The organism is Klebsiella sp. C360, from assembly GCF_048822415.1.
Lineage (GTDB): Bacteria > Pseudomonadota > Gammaproteobacteria > Enterobacterales > Enterobacteriaceae > Klebsiella > Klebsiella quasipneumoniae.
The window spans coordinates 1,083,260-1,100,431 of sequence record NZ_JBMEZZ010000001.1 but is presented as its reverse complement, the minus strand read 5'-3'; the positions used below and the strand labels follow the sequence as shown (position 1 = coordinate 1,100,431).

15 protein-coding genes are annotated in these 17,172 nt (G+C 61.0%); 5 read left to right on the top strand and 10 right to left on the bottom strand.

Annotated features, from left to right (window positions below):
* Positions 1 to 261: 261 nt before the first annotated feature.
* The 3 genes from ACOI7D_RS05505 to ACOI7D_RS05495 are packed head-to-tail and all read left to right on the top strand — an operon-like array spanning position 262 to position 3,404.
* Entirely contained in the window at positions 262 to 870 is a 609-nt protein-coding gene (locus tag ACOI7D_RS05505) for a methylthioribulose 1-phosphate dehydratase (RefSeq protein ID WP_109546549.1), read from the top strand.
* Positions 871 to 882: 12 nt separating this feature from the next.
* Positions 883 to 2,379 carry an FGGY-family carbohydrate kinase gene (locus ACOI7D_RS05500; RefSeq protein ID WP_044521590.1) on the top strand — a complete coding sequence of 499 codons (1,497 nt, stop codon included), beginning with the start codon at positions 883 to 885 and terminating at the stop codon, positions 2,377 to 2,379.
* A complete protein-coding gene (locus ACOI7D_RS05495; protein WP_023288808.1) occupies positions 2,376 to 3,404 on the top strand; it encodes a 2-hydroxyacid dehydrogenase in 1,029 nt (342 codons plus the stop codon). The genes ACOI7D_RS05500 and ACOI7D_RS05495 overlap by 4 nt, the downstream gene beginning before the upstream one ends.
* Positions 3,405 to 3,445: 41 nt before the next feature.
* On the opposite strand, the gene ACOI7D_RS05490 is transcribed toward ACOI7D_RS05495, so the two are convergent.
* The 5 genes from ACOI7D_RS05490 to ACOI7D_RS05470 are packed head-to-tail and all read right to left on the bottom strand — an operon-like array spanning position 3,446 to position 8,913.
* Positions 3,446 to 4,387 carry a carbohydrate kinase family protein gene (locus ACOI7D_RS05490; RefSeq protein ID WP_044521592.1) on the bottom strand — a complete coding sequence of 314 codons (942 nt, stop codon included), beginning with the start codon at positions 4,385 to 4,387 and terminating at the stop codon, positions 3,446 to 3,448.
* An 11-nt stretch (positions 4,388 to 4,398) separates the two neighbouring features.
* A complete protein-coding gene (locus ACOI7D_RS05485; RefSeq protein WP_109546548.1) occupies positions 4,399 to 5,403 on the bottom strand; it encodes an ABC transporter permease in 1,005 nt (334 codons plus the stop codon).
* The gene (locus ACOI7D_RS05480; RefSeq protein WP_023288811.1) at positions 5,400 to 6,389 is read right to left on the bottom strand and encodes an ABC transporter permease; all 990 of its coding nucleotides are present in this window, start codon (positions 6,387 to 6,389) and stop codon (positions 5,400 to 5,402) included. Before ACOI7D_RS05480 ends, ACOI7D_RS05485 begins: the two co-directional genes overlap by 4 nt.
* A complete protein-coding gene (locus ACOI7D_RS05475) occupies positions 6,386 to 7,888 on the bottom strand; it encodes a sugar ABC transporter ATP-binding protein (RefSeq protein ID WP_074186689.1) in 1,503 nt (500 codons plus the stop codon). The genes ACOI7D_RS05480 and ACOI7D_RS05475 overlap by 4 nt, the downstream gene beginning before the upstream one ends.
* A 44-nt stretch (positions 7,889 to 7,932) precedes the next feature.
* On the bottom strand, positions 7,933 to 8,913 hold the full coding sequence (locus ACOI7D_RS05470; RefSeq protein ID WP_049015310.1) for a sugar ABC transporter substrate-binding protein: 981 nt from the start codon (positions 8,911 to 8,913) through the stop codon (positions 7,933 to 7,935).
* Between the two features lie 408 nt (positions 8,914 to 9,321).
* Between ACOI7D_RS05470 and ACOI7D_RS05465 the strand changes: the two genes are divergently transcribed.
* Complete coding sequence (locus ACOI7D_RS05465; protein WP_109546547.1) at positions 9,322 to 11,631, top strand: molybdopterin-dependent oxidoreductase; 2,310 nt, start codon at positions 9,322 to 9,324, stop codon at positions 11,629 to 11,631.
* A gap of 107 nt (positions 11,632 to 11,738) precedes the next feature.
* On the opposite strand, the gene ACOI7D_RS05460 is transcribed toward ACOI7D_RS05465, so the two are convergent.
* The gene (locus tag ACOI7D_RS05460) at positions 11,739 to 12,281 is read right to left on the bottom strand and encodes a 1,2-dihydroxy-3-keto-5-methylthiopentene dioxygenase (RefSeq protein WP_109546546.1); all 543 of its coding nucleotides are present in this window, start codon (positions 12,279 to 12,281) and stop codon (positions 11,739 to 11,741) included.
* The gene (gene mtnC / locus ACOI7D_RS05455; RefSeq protein WP_023288816.1) at positions 12,278 to 12,967 is read right to left on the bottom strand and encodes an acireductone synthase; all 690 of its coding nucleotides are present in this window, start codon (positions 12,965 to 12,967) and stop codon (positions 12,278 to 12,280) included. The genes ACOI7D_RS05460 and mtnC overlap by 4 nt, the downstream gene beginning before the upstream one ends.
* 141 nt (positions 12,968 to 13,108) lie before the next feature.
* On the opposite strand from mtnC, the gene ACOI7D_RS05450 reads away from it, so the two are divergent.
* Positions 13,109 to 14,254: a pyridoxal phosphate-dependent aminotransferase gene (locus ACOI7D_RS05450; RefSeq protein ID WP_162543137.1), complete on the top strand. Its 1,146-nt coding sequence runs from the start codon at positions 13,109 to 13,111 to the stop codon at positions 14,252 to 14,254.
* Here ACOI7D_RS05450 and ACOI7D_RS05445 read toward each other — a convergent pair whose 3' ends face one another.
* The 3 genes from ACOI7D_RS05445 to citR form a co-directional block, all read right to left on the bottom strand.
* Positions 14,255 to 14,881, bottom strand: a complete 627-nt coding sequence (locus tag ACOI7D_RS05445) for an IbrB-like domain-containing protein (protein ID WP_109546545.1) — start codon at positions 14,879 to 14,881, stop codon at positions 14,255 to 14,257.
* A complete protein-coding gene (locus ACOI7D_RS05440; RefSeq protein WP_023288819.1) occupies positions 14,866 to 16,089 on the bottom strand; it encodes a phosphoadenosine phosphosulfate reductase in 1,224 nt (407 codons plus the stop codon). Before ACOI7D_RS05440 ends, ACOI7D_RS05445 begins: the two co-directional genes overlap by 16 nt.
* Positions 16,090 to 16,202: 113 nt before the next feature.
* On the bottom strand, positions 16,203 to 17,135 hold the full coding sequence (gene citR / locus ACOI7D_RS05435) for a DNA-binding transcriptional repressor CitR (RefSeq protein ID WP_109546544.1): 933 nt from the start codon (positions 17,133 to 17,135) through the stop codon (positions 16,203 to 16,205).
* Between the last annotated feature and the right edge of the window lie 37 nt (positions 17,136 to 17,172).

The window sequence follows — 17,172 nt, the reverse complement described above, 5'->3', positions numbered from 1 at the left end:
GACGGCATTTCCGGCGCAGGCGGAGAATTTCAGCCAGCAGAATCCGCCAGCGTTTTGGCGCCAGACAGGAGGGAATCGTAGCGGACTCACCGCGGTTGGTTAAATTGCTGTGAATAAAGGTTATTTAATATGCATTTATGATATAACCATTTGTCTTATGTGTGTTTCCTGAAATATTGTTCCCTCCGGTTAGCGGTGTTAGTATCGGGTAAATAGCCATTTAGACGGCTAAATAAATCATCGCTAACCTAAGGAACTGCTATGTGGCAAGAAAGACTCGCGCAACTGGTTACCACCTGTCATTGGATCGGCGCGAAAGGCTGGACGCCGGCGACCGGCGGCAATATGTCGGTGCGTCAGGATGACACCTGGTGCTGGCTAAGCGAGTCGGGCCGCGACAAAGGCAGCCTGACGACCGAGGATTTCCTGCAGGTGGAGATCGCCACCAACCAGGCCCCTTCCGGACGGAAACCGTCGGCCGAGACCGGCCTGCACACGCTGGTCTATCGCCTGTTCCCGGAGGCCAACGTGGTGCTGCATGTGCATACCGTCAACGCCACCGTGCTGTCGCGCATCGAAAAAAGCGACACGCTGGCGCTGCAGGGGTATGAAATGCAGAAAACCCTCAGCGGGCAGTACAGCCATCTCGACACCGTTGCGGTCGCCATTTTCGATAACGATCAGGATATTGACGCCCTGGCGGCGCGGATTGCCGATTATGCGCAAACCCGCCCGCTGCGCTACGGCTTTCTGCTGCGCGGACATGGCCTGACCTGCTGGGGGAAAGATATTCAGGAGGCCCGCCGACAACTGGAAGGGCTGGAGTTCCTGTTCGAGTGCGAGCTGATGCGCCGCCGCTACGAGCCCTGAGCCGGAGCAGGTATGGATTTTTATCTTGGTATCGATATCGGCACCTCCCGGGTGAAAGCGGTGCTGTTTGATCAGCATTTCACCGCGCGCGCCAGCGCCGCGGAAAACACCTCCCCCCGCCTGTCGGCCAATGGCTACGCGGAACAGGATATGACCCAGCTGTGGCATTCGGTGCTGGCTATTCTGCGCCAGATTGCCCGCCACCCGGCGCTGCAGGCGGGGCGGCTGCGGGCCATCGGCCTCGCCGGGCAAGGGGAGGGAGTCTGGCTCAGCGATGAGCAGGGCGAACCGGTGGGCCCGGGGATCCTGTGGAGCGATACCCGCAGCCACGCGCTGATGAGCGACCTGCTGCGCCGGCCCGGCTTTGACCGGCGCTATTTCGCCGATACCGGCACCCACCTGCAGCCCTGCAATACCAGCCTGCAGCTGTACTGGCTGAAACAGTATCAGCCGGAGCGGCTGGCGGCCGCGCGCTATCTGTTTTTCGCCAAGGACTGGATCCGCTTTCGCCTGACCGGCGTGGCGGCGCTGGAGCTGACGGACGCCAGCAGCTCGTTACTCAATCAGCAGAGCGGCAGCTGGTCCTCGGTGGTGATGAACGAGATGGGGCTGGACGAACTGCTGCCGCTGTTTCCCCCGCTGCTGGCCCCGGATGCTCCGGCCGGCACGCTGAGCGACGCGGTGGCGGCGCTGACCGGGCTGCCCGCCGCGACGCCGGTGGCCGCCGGGGCGCTGGATGTCTGCAGCGCCGCGCTGGGCTGCGGCGCGGTCAACGAAGGGGACATCTACACGATCCTCGGCACCACCTGCTGCACCGGGATCGTCTGCCGCGGCCCGCAGACGGTGAACGAGGCGACGCGCTTTGTCACCCATACCGAAGCCGGACAGGTGATCTCGCTGTTTCCGATGCAGGCCGGTACGCCAAACATTGACTGGCTGCAGCAGCATATTTCGCTGGACGCCGATCTGGGTCGGCTGGAGCAGGCGATCGCGGACGTGGAGCCGGGCAGCGGCGGCGTCTTCTGGCAGCCGTACCTCAATGGCGAACGCGCGCCGTTTTACAGTCCCGACGCGCGGGCCGGCTTTATCGGCATTAGCCCGCACACCACCCGCGCCGAACTGCAGCGCGCGGTGTTTGAAGGCCTGGCCTTCGCCATTGTCGATGCGCTGCAGGGTTATCCGCAGGGCGGCGAGCTGTATCTGACCGGCGGCGGCGCCGCCTCGGCCACCTGGCTGCAGATTATCGCCGACTGTACCGGGCGCACGGTGGTCTCCAGCGCCTTTAACGAACTGAGCGCGCGCGGGGCGGCGATTCTGGCGGCCCGCAGCGTCGCTGCGCTGGCCGAGACGCCTCCGCTGGCGCAGACCCGCTATCAGCCGCGCCCTCAGGCGCATGCCCGCTATGCGGCGCTGTATCCCGTTTATCGCCTGCTGCGCGAGCAGATGCTGCCGGTATGGCAGGCCAGGCAGGCCGCTCTTCAACATCTTTCTCAGGAAGTACAACCATGAAAATCGTTTTTACCGCCGAGCATGCTGGCGACCTTAGCGCCTTCCACCAGCTGGGCGAGCTGCTGGTGGAGGGATGGGCGCTGGGCAAACCGAAACTCAGCGCCGGCCAGCTGATTGAGCTGGCCCACGACGCCGAGGTGCTGGTGACCAGCTATGATGAAGTGACGGACGCGGTGATGGCCGCCTGTCCGCGCCTGCAGGTGATCGCCTGTACCCGCGCCAATCCGGTGAATATTGATACCCAGGCCGCGCAGGCGCGCGGCATCCGGGTGCTCTACACCCCGGGGCGCAATGCCGATGCCGCCGCGGAGCTGACGCTTGGCCTGATGCTCAGCCTGGCGCGCCACATTCCGCAATCCCATGCGGCGCTGAAGCGGGGGGAGTTCACGCAGGCTGATAATGCCGCCGCCGCCACCCAGCAGGGCCTGCGGCGAGATGTGGTCTGGGACGTGAGCCCGGAAAGCCCCTATGAAGTGTTTAAGGGCAGTGAACTGCGCAATAAAACGTTGGGGCTGGTGGGCTATGGCAACATTGGCCGCCGGGTGGCGCGTATCGCCCGGGCGTTCGGCATGGCGGTGCGGGTGGTGGATCCGTTCGTCGCCGCAGAGGATATCAATGAGCCAGGGCTACAGAAAACGACCCTCGAGGCGCTGTTCCGCGACGCGGATATCGTCAGCCTGCATCTGAGCAGCGGACCGCACAGCGACGGGCTGGTGAATGCGGCGCTGTTAAACAGCATGAAGCCCGGCGCGCTGCTGATCAATACCTCCCGCGCGGCGGTGGTCGACGAAGCGGCGCTGATTGATGCCCTGCGTCACGGCCCGCTGGGCGGCGCGGCGCTGGACGTGTATCACCGAGAACCGCTGTGGCGCGATCACCCATTTGTCACCGAGTTTGATAACGTGATTATTACGCCGCATATCGCCGGGGCTACCCGGGAGAGTATCGCCAAACACACGGCGATGATTGCCGCCGATCTTCAGCGCTATGTCGCCGGAGAGCCGCTGCTGTACCAGTGGCGTTAAGCCGCTAGCGCCGCCGCGCCTGCGGCGGCGCGGGTCCAGCGTCAGGGGCGATGGGCCGCCATAAAAGCCTGGGTCTGTTCCCAGTCCACCACCCCGGCATCCGATCCCATCCCGGTCGCCACCAGCGCGGCCACCGCCGAGGCGACGTCGCACGCTGCTTTCACGCTGAGTCCGCGCGCCAGCGCGGCTATAAACCCGCCGCAGTAGCTGTCGCCGCAGCCGGTGGTATCCACCGCCTCGACCGGCCACGGCGCAATATGCTCCAGCACGCCATCGCGGCCGATAAGCCAGGAGCCGTTCTCGCCGTCTTTCAGAATGCAGGTGCCCACGCCCAGCGCAAAGAAAAAGCGGGCGATGGCCTCCGGCTGCGTCTCCCCGGAGAGAAAGGCGGCTTCCTCCAGGGAAGGCATGAAATAATCCACCGACGGCAGCAGGGGCCGCAGCAGTTCCAGGGTGTGTTCATTCGGGGCGATAAGATCAAAGCTGGTGGTGACCCCGCGCGCTTTGGCCGCCTGCAACAGCCGCGCGCTCTGTCCCTGGTCCATTGCCGCCAGCAGTCCGGTCCCGCCGTGATGCAGGAAGCGACAGTCAAGGACGGCGTCAAATTCCGCCTCACTGACGAACAGGGCGTCAGACGCGCCCCGGCAGTGCAGGGCCGGACGTTCGCCGTTGGGGCGAATCGGCAGGATCGTCGCCGAGGTCTCCTTCAGCGCGGTGCGCTGGATAAGCGAGCAGTCGATGCCCAGCCGGGCATAGCTGGCGAGGATAAAGTCGGCTTTTTCATCTTCGCCCAGGCAGGCCACCGCTGCGGTGCGGATCCCGAGCTTCGCGGCGTTAATATTGGCCCCCGCGGCGGTGCCGGCGGGGTTGAGGCGAATTTGCTCAATAAAGGCGACGCCGCCGCGCGGCGGGATCGCCACCACCGGGCGCCCGGCGATATCCAGAATAGTCAGGCCGACAAACACGGCGTCAAAGGTTGCCATCGTTCTCCCGTTTAGCGATGCGTTTGGCGCAGGCGCGCCTGCCAGAAGGATAGGGCGAGGGCCACCACCAGAATCACCCCGACCAGCGCGTCCTTCACCAGATAATTGAGCCCCATCAGATTCAGACCATTATCAATAATGGCGAGGAACAGCACGCCGCCCAGCGTGCCGGCGATGCTGACCCGGCCCAGACGGTTAAAGGCGGTGCCGATAAACACCGCCGCAATGGCGTCCATCAGATAAGACTGCCCGGCCAGCGGGGTAAATTGCCGCAGGTTGGCGGAGAGGATCACCCCGCCGATGGCGCAGAGGGCCGAGGCGGCCACCAGCACGCCGAGCATGGTCAGGCGATCGCGGATCCCGGCGATGCGCGCCGCTTCGCTGTTCTGACCGATGGCGCGGATATATTTGCCCCACAGGGTACGCTCGGTGACCAGCCAGGCCGCCAGCCACAGCGCCAGCACGATCGCGACCGGCGTGGGGATGCCGCCAAGGTTACCCACCGCCAGGTCGTGATACTCGGGGGCCATCCGCCGATAGGCTATCGCGCCGCCGCCATCGGTATAGATGCGTTCGGCGCTGCTGGCGATAAACCAGGTGCCAAGGGTGGCGAGGAAGGGGCGGATCCGGCAGATGAGGATCAGAAAAGCATTGAGCAGGCCAATCAGCACCCCGCCGAGCAGGGCGCAGCCCACCGCCGCCTGCCACGGCAGATGCCAGGTTTTCAGGGCGACGAGGGCGAAGGCGGCGCCAAAATCGAGCGCGACGCCTACCGACAGGTCAATCGCGCCCGCGCTGACGATCAAGGTCATCGCCATCGCCACAATCAGCAGGATCGCGCTGCCCTGCAGCAGGTTGGCCCAGTTATCCACGGTTAAAAATACCGGATTCGCCCAGCCGAACAGGACAATGGCCAGCAGGGTGATGACGCCGAATCCGGCCCGCGACAGCCAGGCCAGCGGGCTGCTGACCGTCTGTTCCGCAGGCGCTGGGGTTTTCAGGGTGATTTGGCTCATGCCTCGCCTCCTTTGTGTCTGACCGCCGATGCCGCCAGCACCACCAGGATCAGGCCGCCTTTAATGGCGCCCATCCAGAAGATATTGACCCCCAGCAGGCCGAGCCCGTTAGAGAGGGCGTTAACCAGAATCGCCCCCAGCAGCGCGCCCCAGATGGTGACCACCCGACGACGCGAGAAGGCGGCGCCGATAAAGGTCGCCAGCACGGTTTCCAGCAGCAGCGGCGTGGCCGTTCCGCTGGAGCTGCCGGAGCCCTGGCTGAGCAGCGGCAGAATAGCCAGCCCGGCGGCGATGCCCGCTAACAGCCAGACCAGCAGGGTTAAGCGGCGCACGTTCAGGCCGCTCATCTGCGCCATATCGCGATTGCCGCCCACCGCCTGCACATGCTGACCGAAGCGGGAGTGATGGAGCAGGAACTGGAACAGGATAAACACCCCCAGCAGATAGACCAGCGGCCAGGGCAGGCCCAGCACACTGTTATCGCGAAAGGCGACCATCAGCGGATCGCTGACCGCGATGCGCCGCTGGCCGGTCAACAGATCCGTCAGGCCGGTAAACGCCACCGAGGTCGAGAGGGTGGCCAGCAGCGGCGGCAGGCCGGCCGCCAGCACCAGGAAGCCGTTGATCGCCCCGCAGAGCAGGCAAACCGCCGCCAGCAGCGCCAGCAGCAGGAGATACGGCGTCTGCCATTCGGCCAGCCCAAGGCTGAGCAGCGCGACGCCGAGCACCGCGGTCGCCGGCAGGGAGAGGTCGATGCCGCCGGAGACCACGTCATCTCCGCCAACGGCGATGACGCAGACCAGGCCGAAACAGAGGATCGCCAGCGGTACGCTCTGGACCAGCATCAGGCTGATATTTTGCCAGCTGAGGAAGTAGGGCGACTGCACGCTCAGCCACACCAGCAGCGCCAGAAACAGGATCAGGGGGAATTTTTCAATAAGCGTCGCCAGGCCCGGACGGCTGCGACGCTGGATAGCGGTACTCATGGTGAAGGCTCCTGTCCGCCATTGATCGCCACCAGCAGGGCGTCGAGGGTCAGCCCGCGGGTGGGCAGATTGGCCGCCAGCGCGCCGCGCCAGAGGACGAGGATCCGGTCGCATAGTCCGAGTAATTCGGTGGCGTCGCTGGAGGAGACCAGCACCGCCCGTCCTTGATCGGCCAGCTGGCGCGTACGTTGATAAATATCGCGGCGGGCGCCGATATCAACCCCAAGGGTGGGTTCATCGAGAATAAACAGCCGGGCATCGGTGCCGAGCCAGCGGGCGAGGATCGCTTTTTGCTGGTTGCCGCCGCTCATGTAGCGTACCGGCAGGGCCGGGCGTCCCGGGCGGATCGCCAGCTGCGCTATCCAGTCGCGCGCTTTCTGCTCGGCAAGCCCCCGCCGCTCCCAGCCAAAGGTGGCGGTCTCCGGCAGCGAGGCGAGATTAATGTTGTCAGCGGTGGTGAAAGGCAGGATCAGCCCCTGATGACGGCGGTCACGCGGGACCAGCGCCATTCCGGCGCGGATCGCCTGCTTTGGCGTACGGATACGTCGCGGCTGGCCGTCGAGGTGGATCGTACCGCGCTCCGCCGGGCGTAAGCCGTAGAGTAAGTCGACCAGCACATCGCGCCCGGCGCCGAGCAGGCCGGCGACGCCGACGATCTCCCCCGGGTGAATATCAAAAGAGAGGTCCTGTAGCTGCCGTCCGTCGCTCAGCTGGCGCACCGAGAGTAATGGAGCCGCCCCGTTGTCTGCCGCCGGGCGCTGGCGCGGGGTATACAGCTGGTCGATTTCCCGGCCGACCATCATGGCGATCAGCGCCTCGGTATTCTGCAGCAGGTCGCGGTCCGGGTAGCCGACCACTTCCCCGTTGCGCAGCACGGTGCCGCGGTCGCAGAGGGTGGCTATCTCATTGAGGTAGTGGGAAATATACAGAATGGCAATGCCCTGGTCGCGCAGGCGCAGAATGGCGGAGGAGACCAGACTGGCCTCCTGGGCCTCGAGGGGGGCGGTGGGCTCGTCGAACACCACCAGCCGCGCCGCGCCGTCGATCAGCGCGCGGGCGATTTGCACCAGCTTGCGCTCGGCCAGGCTCAGATCCCGCACCAGACGTTCGGGGTCGATCGCCAGCTGCCAGTTTTGCTGGAAAAATTGCGCCGTGGCGGCCCTCATCCGTCGGCGATCCAGCGCCCCCCAGCGGGTGCGATACTCCTGACCCAGAAACACCGATTCCGCGACGGTAAAGTGCGGGATCAGGTTGAGCTCCTGGTGGATCACGCGGATGCCGGCGGCTTCGATGGCTGCCGGGTTGCCGAGGGGCAGCGGGCGGCCGTCGAGGGTCGCGCTACCGCTGTCGGCCTGATAGACGCCGGCGAGGATTTTGATCAGCGTCGATTTACCGGCGCCGTTCTCGCCAATCAGGCCATGAATTTCCCCCGGATTGAGGCGCAGGGTAACCGCATTAAGCGCCGTTACGCTGGCAAAACGTTTGCCGATCTGGTCCATGACCAGACCCGCGGCGGGGCGCTCCCCGCCAGGGTGTTGATTTATCACTGCAGTTCGCCGTATCCCAACTGTTTATACACCGCTTTCGCTTCCTGCGGACCTTTCACCGGTATGACCGGGATAAAGGTTTGCACCGGCAGTTTCTGACCGGCAAAGTAGCGGGCCACGTTATCGGCGGAGGTCTGGCCGATCAGATGCGGCTGCTGCGCGACGTTAGCCACGAAGGGGCTGCCGGGCTCCGCCATGATCTCCAGTGTCTCCGGGCCGGCATCGATGGCCGTCACTTTCACGTCCTTATCACGACCGGTCTCTTCCAGCGCCTGGACGATGCCGATGGCCGGTTGATCCCAGCAGGCGACATGGATGGCATCCAGTTTGCCTTTCGGATACTGGCTGAGTAATTCGAGGGTTTTCTTCCGCGCGTCTTCCGGCGAGTTGGCGAACTGTTCCGCGAGCTCAGGCTGGATAATATGAATATCCGGATAATCCTTAAGGACATATTTCCACTGATCGTAGCGAATTCCGCAAATACGCAGCGCGCTGGAGAACGCGTTAAATACCGCCACATTACCTTTGCCGCCTAATTCGTCCGCCATGTAGCGACCGATGGTGGAGCCCAGAGTGTAGTTATCGGAGGTGGAATTGTTGACCGAATATTGTGAAACATGATCCACGGTGAATACCGGGATGCCGGCATCACGTAAGGCTTTAAATTTGGGTTCGACGGCGCTGTCGCCGAGAATACTAATTACCGCGTCCACCTTGCGTGACAGTAAAATATCGTGATTATTGGCATGAACCTGATTATCCCGGCCGCCATCGACGCCAATGACTTTGCCCCCCAGTTTCTCCACTTCTTCTGTCGCGCCTTTGAAAGCCTCGCGATCCCAGAAATGCTGGGTGCCTACGACGGCAACGCCAATGGTTTTTCCCTGTAAGGAGAGGGCGTCAGCGGCGGTGACGCTCAGCGAGGCAAGGGAAAGCAGTCCCAGCGCGGCAGGCAATAATTTTTTCTTCTGCGACATTGTTATTATGATCCTGTGATGAAGGTGGTTGCGGACCGGTAGCATGACAAGAAGCACCTCGCCACCTCAAATACAAAATAAGTCTAAGTTATGCCGGCAATGTTATATCGCGGAAACGCCAGAGAAAAAGTTTATTTTGTCATGAAGAACCTGAAAATATTTCATGATGCCGGGTAGGCCTTTTTATTTTGTGGTTTTATTTTTGGTTTGTTCTGTGTTTATTTAGCGGATAAAGACAGTTTTCTTAATATTATGCGTGCATGGGAAATACGGCCTCTACTGCGAAAAAGAGAAGATTGCGCGGGCTAACGCTTTTTTTAGCAGAGCAATGTCTGGCCGGGTAAGGAATATTACCGCATTTCCCCGCTTTATTTTAACGAACCTTAGGCTGAGAAGAACGCGGGCGCTATGAAGAAACAGCATAATTATACGGTGATGCACTGGGGAACCTGGCAGGTGGAGAGCCGCGAGGGCGAGATCGTGGCGGTTAAGCCGGTGCCCTGGGATAAAAACCCCTCACGCATCGGTCAATCTCTCCCCGACGCGGTGACCAGCCAAACGCGCATTCGCCGCCCGGCGGTGCGCGTCGGCTATCTGCAGCACGGGCCGGCGTCACGAGAAGGGCGAGGCAAGGAGCCCTTTGTCGAAGTCAGCTGGGAGGTGGCCCTGGACCTGGTGGCTCGCGAGCTGCGCTCGGTCAAGGCGCGCTGCGGCAATGAGGCGATTTACGGCGGCTCCTACGGCTGGGCCAGCGCCGGGCGCTTTCACCATGCGCAGAGCCAGCTGCACCGTTTTCTTAAGGGCTTTGGCGGGTATACCGCCAGCACCAATACCTATAGCAGCGCCGCGGGCGAGCGCATTCTGCCGCATATTCTTGGGCCGCTGAGCCCGCTGCACCGTCAGCATACCCATTTTTCCGAGCTGGCGCGGGAGTGTCAGCTGTTTGTCGCAATTGGCGGTCTGCCGCTGCGCAATGCCCAGGTCAACGGCGGCGGCGCCAATGACCATATGCTGCCGTACTGGCTGGATAAGATGCAGGCCAACGGCACGCGGTTTATTAATATTAGTCCGGTGCGCAATGACCTCAGCGCGGTGGCCGACGCCGAGTGGCTGGCTATTCGGCCGGGTACCGATACCGCACTGCTGCTGGCGCTGAGCTATGTGCTGATCGCTGAGTCCCTCTACGACCAGACGTTTGTCGCCAGCCATACCGTCGGGTTTGCCCCCTATCGTGCCTATCTGTTGGGCGAGCATGACGGCGTGGCGAAAACCCCGGCGTGGGCGGCGGCGATAACCGGCCTGGACGCGCAGCGCATCGCCGACCTGGCGCGGGAGATGGCCCGCCACCGGACGATGGTGAATATCTCCTGGTCTATCCAGCGCGCCCGTCAGGGGGAGCAGGCCTACTGGGCGACGGTGGCCCTGACCGCGCTGCTGGGACAGATCGGCACGCCGGGCGGCGGCCTCGGGTTTGGCTATGCCTGTACCAACCTGGCGGGCGCGGTGCGAAAAGCGTTTTCCGGCCCGCGCCTGCCCGCCGGGGAGAATGCGGTGGGCAGCGTCATCCCGGTGGCGCGGCTGTCCGATATGTTGTTGCACCCGGGAGAAGCCTATGAGTTCGACGGTCAGCAGCTGCATTATCCCGACATCCGTCTGGTCTACTGGGCGGGAGGCAATGCGTTTCATCATCACCAGGATATTAACCGACTGTGCGAGGCCTGGCGCCGTCCGGAGACGGTGGTGGTGCATGAGCAGTACTGGACCGCGCAGGCCAAATTCTCCGACATCGTTCTGCCGGCTACCACCTCGCTGGAGCGAGAGGATATCGGCAGCGGTGGTCACGACGGGTTTATGATTGCCATGAGCGCGCAGATCCCGCCGGTGGGCGAAGCGCGTGATGATTACGCTATTTTCCTCGATCTTGCCGGGCGGTTGGGCTTCGGAGAACAGTTCAGCGAGGGGCGGGACGCCGGGCAATGGCTGCGCCATCTCTATGAGGAGTCAAGACCGCGGGCGCAGGAGGAGGGCATTGCGCTGCCCTCGTTCGAAGACTTCTGGCAGCAAGGGGTGCTGGAGTACAGCGCGCCGGCGCGGCCGCAGGTCTTTCTCGCCGATTTTCGCGCCGATCCGCAGCGCTATCCGCTTTCCACGCCCTCCGGCAAGATTGAACTCTTTTCCGCTACCGTCGCCGGGTTTGGCTATCGCGAATGCCCTGGCCATCCCTGGTGGGATGAGGAAGAGGCCGCCCGGCAGCGACAGGAGGCGGCGCGCTGGCCGCTTCATCTGCTCTCCAGTCAGCCGCGCGCCCGTCTGCACAGTCAGTACGACCACGGCAGCGTCAGCCGGGCGACGAAAATTCAGGGACGCGAGCCGTTGTGGATGCATCCGCAGGATGCGCAGGCAAGAGACATTCGCGAAGGCAGCGTGGTGAAAGTGTATAACGACCGTGGGGCGATTCTGGCGGGCGTGCACCTGAGCGAGCAGATTTTGCCGGGGGTGGTACAGATGTCCACCGGCGCGTGGTATGACCCTCTGGATCCGAATGAAAAAGGATCCCTCGATAAGCACGGTAATCCCAACGTGTTAACCGAGGATCGCGGCAGTTCGCGCCTGGGACAGGGCTGTAGCGCCCAGAGCTGTTGGGTGGAGATCGCCCCGTGGCGAGAGGAACTGCCGCCGATCACCGCCTTTGACCCGCCGAAGTTTATTGCGGTTTAGGTGTCAGGGATCGCCGGCGGCGGGTCGGCTATCCCGGAGAAGGCGCGGTATGCGCCGCCTCCGGGAAAGCGCGCGCCAGGCGGTTTAAGGCTGATGACAGGGCGACGTTACGCCAGCCGTGGGTAGGCGCTGGCGATATCGTCGCCGGTAAACTGGGCGATCCAGCCTTCCGGGTTATCAAAAATGCGAATGGCGGTGAAGTTCGGTTCTGAACCCATATCAAACCAGTGCGGAGTGTGGGCGGGAACCGAAATCAGATCGTTCTTTTCGCACAGCACCTGGAACACCTCGTCGCCAATGTGCAGGCAGAACAGGCCGGCGCCCTCGACAAAAAACCGCACCTCGTCTTCGCCATGAGTGTGTTCGTTCAGGAATTTTTCCCGCAGCGCCTCTTTCTGCGGGTTATCGGCGCGCAGGCTGATGACGTCCCAGCTCTGATAGCCCTTTTCGGCGACCAGTTTGTCAATCGCATGCTGATAGGCGGCAATCACTGTTTCTGCGCTGGGGGCCGCGCCGAGATCGCGGTCAGCCTGCCAGCGCTCAAAACGGACGCCTTTGGCGTTTAGCTGCTCCTGAATCGCTTTGGCGTCGGTGCTGTGCCAGACCGGCGTTTGCGGATCTTTCACGAAAAAAAGGGTTAATGCGCTCATGCTGGGATCTGCTCCGGATGAATGTCGTCAAAACGCTGAACCTGAGGGTGGCGGCTTGCCGGGTCGCGGTCGCCGCGTACCAGCTGGACAGTGCGCAACCCCGCGGCTTCGGCGGCGTCGAGTTCCTGATGGATATCCGACAGGAACAGGATGGCCCCGGGGGCGTGGCCCAGGTGTTCAGCAATATTGCGGTAGGACTGCGCTTCGCGTTTGGCGCCTACCAGGGTATCGAAATAGCCCGTAAACAGATGAGTAATATCACCTTCATCGCTGTAGCCAAATAACAATTTCTGCGCTGCCACGGAGCCAGAAGAATATACATACAGATCAATGCCCTGTGCTTTCCATTTCTCCAGCGCCGGCAGCACGTCCGGGTAGAGATGGCCGGTAAAGTCGCCGTTGAGGTAGCCGTCGCGCCAGATGATCCCCTGCAGCGCCTTCAGCGCAGTGGATTTCCGATCTTCGTCCATAAAAGCGAAGAGGGTAGCAATCAGGTCGGCGGTGCTGGCGGCGGGGGCGTCTGTCTCGCGGCGCAAGTTGTCGAGGATCGTTCTCACCGGTTCAGCGTGCTGTTGAGCGGTCACAAAGCCGGCCAGTCGTTCGCGGGCGTAGGGGAACAGCACGTTATGCACGAAGCGGATATCGCTGGTGGTGCCTTCTATGTCGGTCACGATGGCGCGGATCATGGTTTCTCCAGAGTGGGCGTAGCGTGGAATAACATTAGCATTTAGACGTCTAAGCGTCTTGATTGCCAAATATTAACATCGTGTTATAGTGGCTTCAACAACAGCATTACAATCGGTACAAAAAGAATGAGTAATAACCCATTGATTCCAGAGAGTAAACTCCCGTCACTTGGCACCACCATTTTTACCCAGATGAGCGCTCTCGCCCAGCAGCATCAGGCCATAAACCTGTCGCAGGGCTTTCCCGATTTCGACGGCCCGCGCTATCTTCAGGAGCGTCTGGCGTACCACGTGGCGCAGGGGGCGAATCAGTATGCCCCGATGACCGGCGTGCCGGCGCTGCGCGAGGCGATCGCTGACAAGACGGCGGAGCGGTATGGATATCGACCCGACGTCAACAGCGATATCACGGTCACCGCCGGGGCGACGGAGGCCCTGTACGCGGCGATTACCGCTCTGGTGCGCCGCGGCGACGAGGTGGTCTGTTTCGATCCCAGCTACGACAGCTATGCTCCCGCGGTGGCGCTGGCCGGCGGCGAATTACGCCGTATTGCCCTTCAGCCGCCGCATTTTCGCGTCGACTGGCAGCAGTTTGCCGCGACGCTGAGCGACAAAACCCGGCTGGTGATCCTCAACACCCCGCACAACCCCTCGGCCACGGTCTGGCAACGCGAGGATTTTGCCGCCCTGTGGCAGGCGATTGCCGAACGCGAGATCTATGTTCTAAGCGACGAGGTCTATGAGCATATCAACTTTGCCGAGGACGGCCACGCCAGCGTGCTGGCGCATCCGCTATTACGCGAGCGGGCGGTGGCGGTCTCTTCGTTTGGCAAAACGTTTCATATGACCGGCTGGAAGGTTGGCTACTGCGTGGCCCCGGCGGCCATCAGCGCGGAGCTGCGCAAGGTGCACCAGTATCTGACCTTCTCGGTAAATACCCCGGCGCAGCTGGCGATCGCCGACATGCTGCGCGAGGCGCCGGATCACTACCAAGAACTACCGGCCTTTTACCGTGAACGCCGCGATCTGTTTATTGAGGCGCTGCGCCCCAGCCGGCTGGAGCTCCTGCCCTGTGAGGGGACCTATTTCCTGCTGGCGGACTACAGCGCCATCTCCGACCTTGACGACGTCAGCTTCTGCCGCTGGCTGACGACAGAGGTTGGGGTGGCGGCGATCCCGCTCTCCGTCTTCTGCGCCGACCCGTTCCCGCATAAGCTGATCCGCTTGTGCTTCGCTAAACAACCGGAGACCCTGCTGGCCGCGGCGGCGCGTTTGTGCGAGCTGTAGTTACTTTATGGTCCACGCCTGAGAGAACTGGCGGTCGGCGAACATCTCTGCCAGGCCGCTAATCTGCTTCAGGCGCAGCACCTCATCGGCATCCATCCCCAGCTCTTTGCCGATCTTCTGCGGCGTCCAGCCGAGCCGGGTTAGCTCGCGGACAATATCTGACATGGCGTGGATTTGGTGGCGTCCGCGCGCCCGGTTGTGGCGTATTGTCGCTGCCATCAGCCCGTCGCGTGAGGCGTTTTCATGCGTCAGGCAGGTGACCGGTAGATAGCCTTTCAGCTTTTTTTTCAGCGACGCTTTGCTGCAGGCCAGCTCATGGCGGTGAAAACCGTCGACAATCGCGTACCCCTGCGGTCCCTGCCTGATGACCACCACCGGCTGGGTAAAGCCATCGGCCTCCAGCGAGGTCTGCAGCAGGCGCTTCTCCGGCGGCGCCACGTTATTCGGATTATAGTCGTTCGGGATAACCTGCTCCTGTTTGACCCACAGCACAAAGTCAACGGGCTGCGAGCGGAAGGGACTGTGTTGGTGGAGCACCTGGCGAAACGCGTTGATAGCCTCGATACGCGCTTCGTCATCCAGCGTTTGCAGGAAATTCTCCAGCGCCTGCGTTAGTTGTTGTTGCATAATATCCCCCATTGTTGGCGATGTTTTTCCATACGTTTTCGGTAGCGCTGATAGTGGCTGCTTTTGGTTGGGCTGAAGGAGAGCTGGCGGCACCAGTAGTCATTATTGAGTAGCACTTTGCAGATCCGTCGCCAGGAGGGGATATCTTTGGTGCCAACGTCCGCGGGTTGAGTGTCGGGGATCTCTTCCATGCCTTTTTTCTGGTACCAGCGCAGGTAGACGGCGATCTTATTGCGGTAATGCTCGGCGGTGGTTTCCGGCATGCTGTCGAGCAGAAACAGCGCATAGCTTTTCCATGTCAAATGGTCCGGTTTGTCGATTTTTCGGTGACCGTAGAATTGATTATCATGCCCGGCATAGACGCCGCCGCTGTGCGCGCCGCTCACCCGCTGGCACATCGCGGCCCAGCGCTCCGGCTCCAGCACATGGTACAGCCATAGCCCCTGGCGCTGCTCAGGACCGAAGGGTTCGCAGATGCGCATATAGCGCAGCGGCACACCGGCCTGATACATCAGATCGTACAGCGGGTTATAGGGCTGGCCGCTTTTAGCAAACCAGGTCCAGATATCGGCGGTTTTCCAGTCATAGAGCGGGTAGATGTACCAGGCGTGGCCGCCCGGCGCCGAGGTGGTCCACGGTTTATCGTCGGCGAAGCGCTGTTTTCGCTGAGAAGAGATGGTCATAAAGCGATTCAGCGACTCATCTGCCCGAATACCCACCAGCACGGCGGCGGGACGGCGCTGTGAAAACCACTCGGCAAAGTGGCTGACGAAGGCTTCAAAGCTCATCCCCGGCTGATAAAACGAAAAATAGCCCGGGTGGGTAATGGCCCAGGAGGGGGGCTGGCGGACCCAGGCGGTCCCGGGCTGCCAGCATTGCCATTGCGGCTTATACTGCGTCAGGGCATTTTGGGTAGTGAGCGGCAGGGCGACCCAGTAAAAGGTATCGATAACATCCTGATAGAGGGCGCGCAGTTTTTCACAGTGAGCGATGGTGCAGGAGAACTGCGCTTCCCAGTCAATAAACAGCACACTGATTTTCTTACCCTGTAACCGCGCTGCCTGCGCGGTTAAATGGAGCATAACGGTAGAGTCTTTTCCGCCAGAGAAAGAGACGCAAATGCGTGAAAAATTATCCATAACCCAATCGATCCGCTGCTCCGTCGCCTGCAGCACCGATTCCGCTAAGGGATATTTGATAAACGACATGACCATTAATCCTTTAATACTAGAGATTCCCGTTCGCTCAGTATAAACGATGACGAGCGGGAAATTAATGGTCGACTTTCCCTTCCTTTGGGGAGGGGCAATAAGTCGGATCGTTATTGGCTGTTATTGAATTGGGGACGTGATATCTCTCTTTCATTCATTAAAATGGTGATTAATTCAGATAAAAAATGATTTTGTGCGGATGATTGATGGTAGTTAATATATATCGTAATGTCTGGAAAAAGTTCGTTTATATCGAGGACGTGAAGTTGCATGGCTGGCGAAATAAAATCATATAAATAGGACGGCAAGAAACCAATCAGATCGGTTTTATTGATCATGTTAAGAATGGTCATAAAAGAGTCGCTGCGAAAGGCAATATTACGCGGGTTCAGCCAGGGCGTGCTGCTTTGCTGAACGCGCTGGATAACGGGATCGTTGGTAATATAGTGGGTGAAAAACTCCTGCGCCAGCGCGTCAACTGACGTGAGCGCCTCGCGCCGCGGATGGTTCGTCCGACACACCGCGAGGGTCTGCACCGTCTGATAGGGCTGACAGATGGTGGCGCGGTTGGTGATGGGCATTCGGGTGAACACCAGGTCAGCCTGGCGATATGCCAGCAGCTCCTCAGCCGATTCGGTGGTGGTCAGGTTATGATGCTCAATTTGCAAGTTGGCCTGATGACAAAGCTGGTTAATCATAAAGTGGCTGTTTACTGAACAGAACAGCGGGGGGCCATATATTACAATACGTTTACGCAGATCGGAGCGGTTATTGAGATTGATCGTTTTTTCCAGCTGCTCCAGATTTTGCTGCAGGTGGTAATGAAGATTCACGCAGGCGGTGGTGGGCGTCATTCCCTTCCCGACGCGCACAAATAGCGGATCGTCTAACTGCTGACGCAGACGCTGCAATGACTGACTTACCGCTGACGGGGTGATAAATAACATCGCCGCCGCTTTGCTGATGCTTAAATGCTGATAGATACATTCAAAAATAACCAATAAATTTAGATCGAACTTTTTCAGATCGTAAAGATTTGCCATTAACACAGTCCTGTTTATTGCCAGTGTAAGTTAAAAT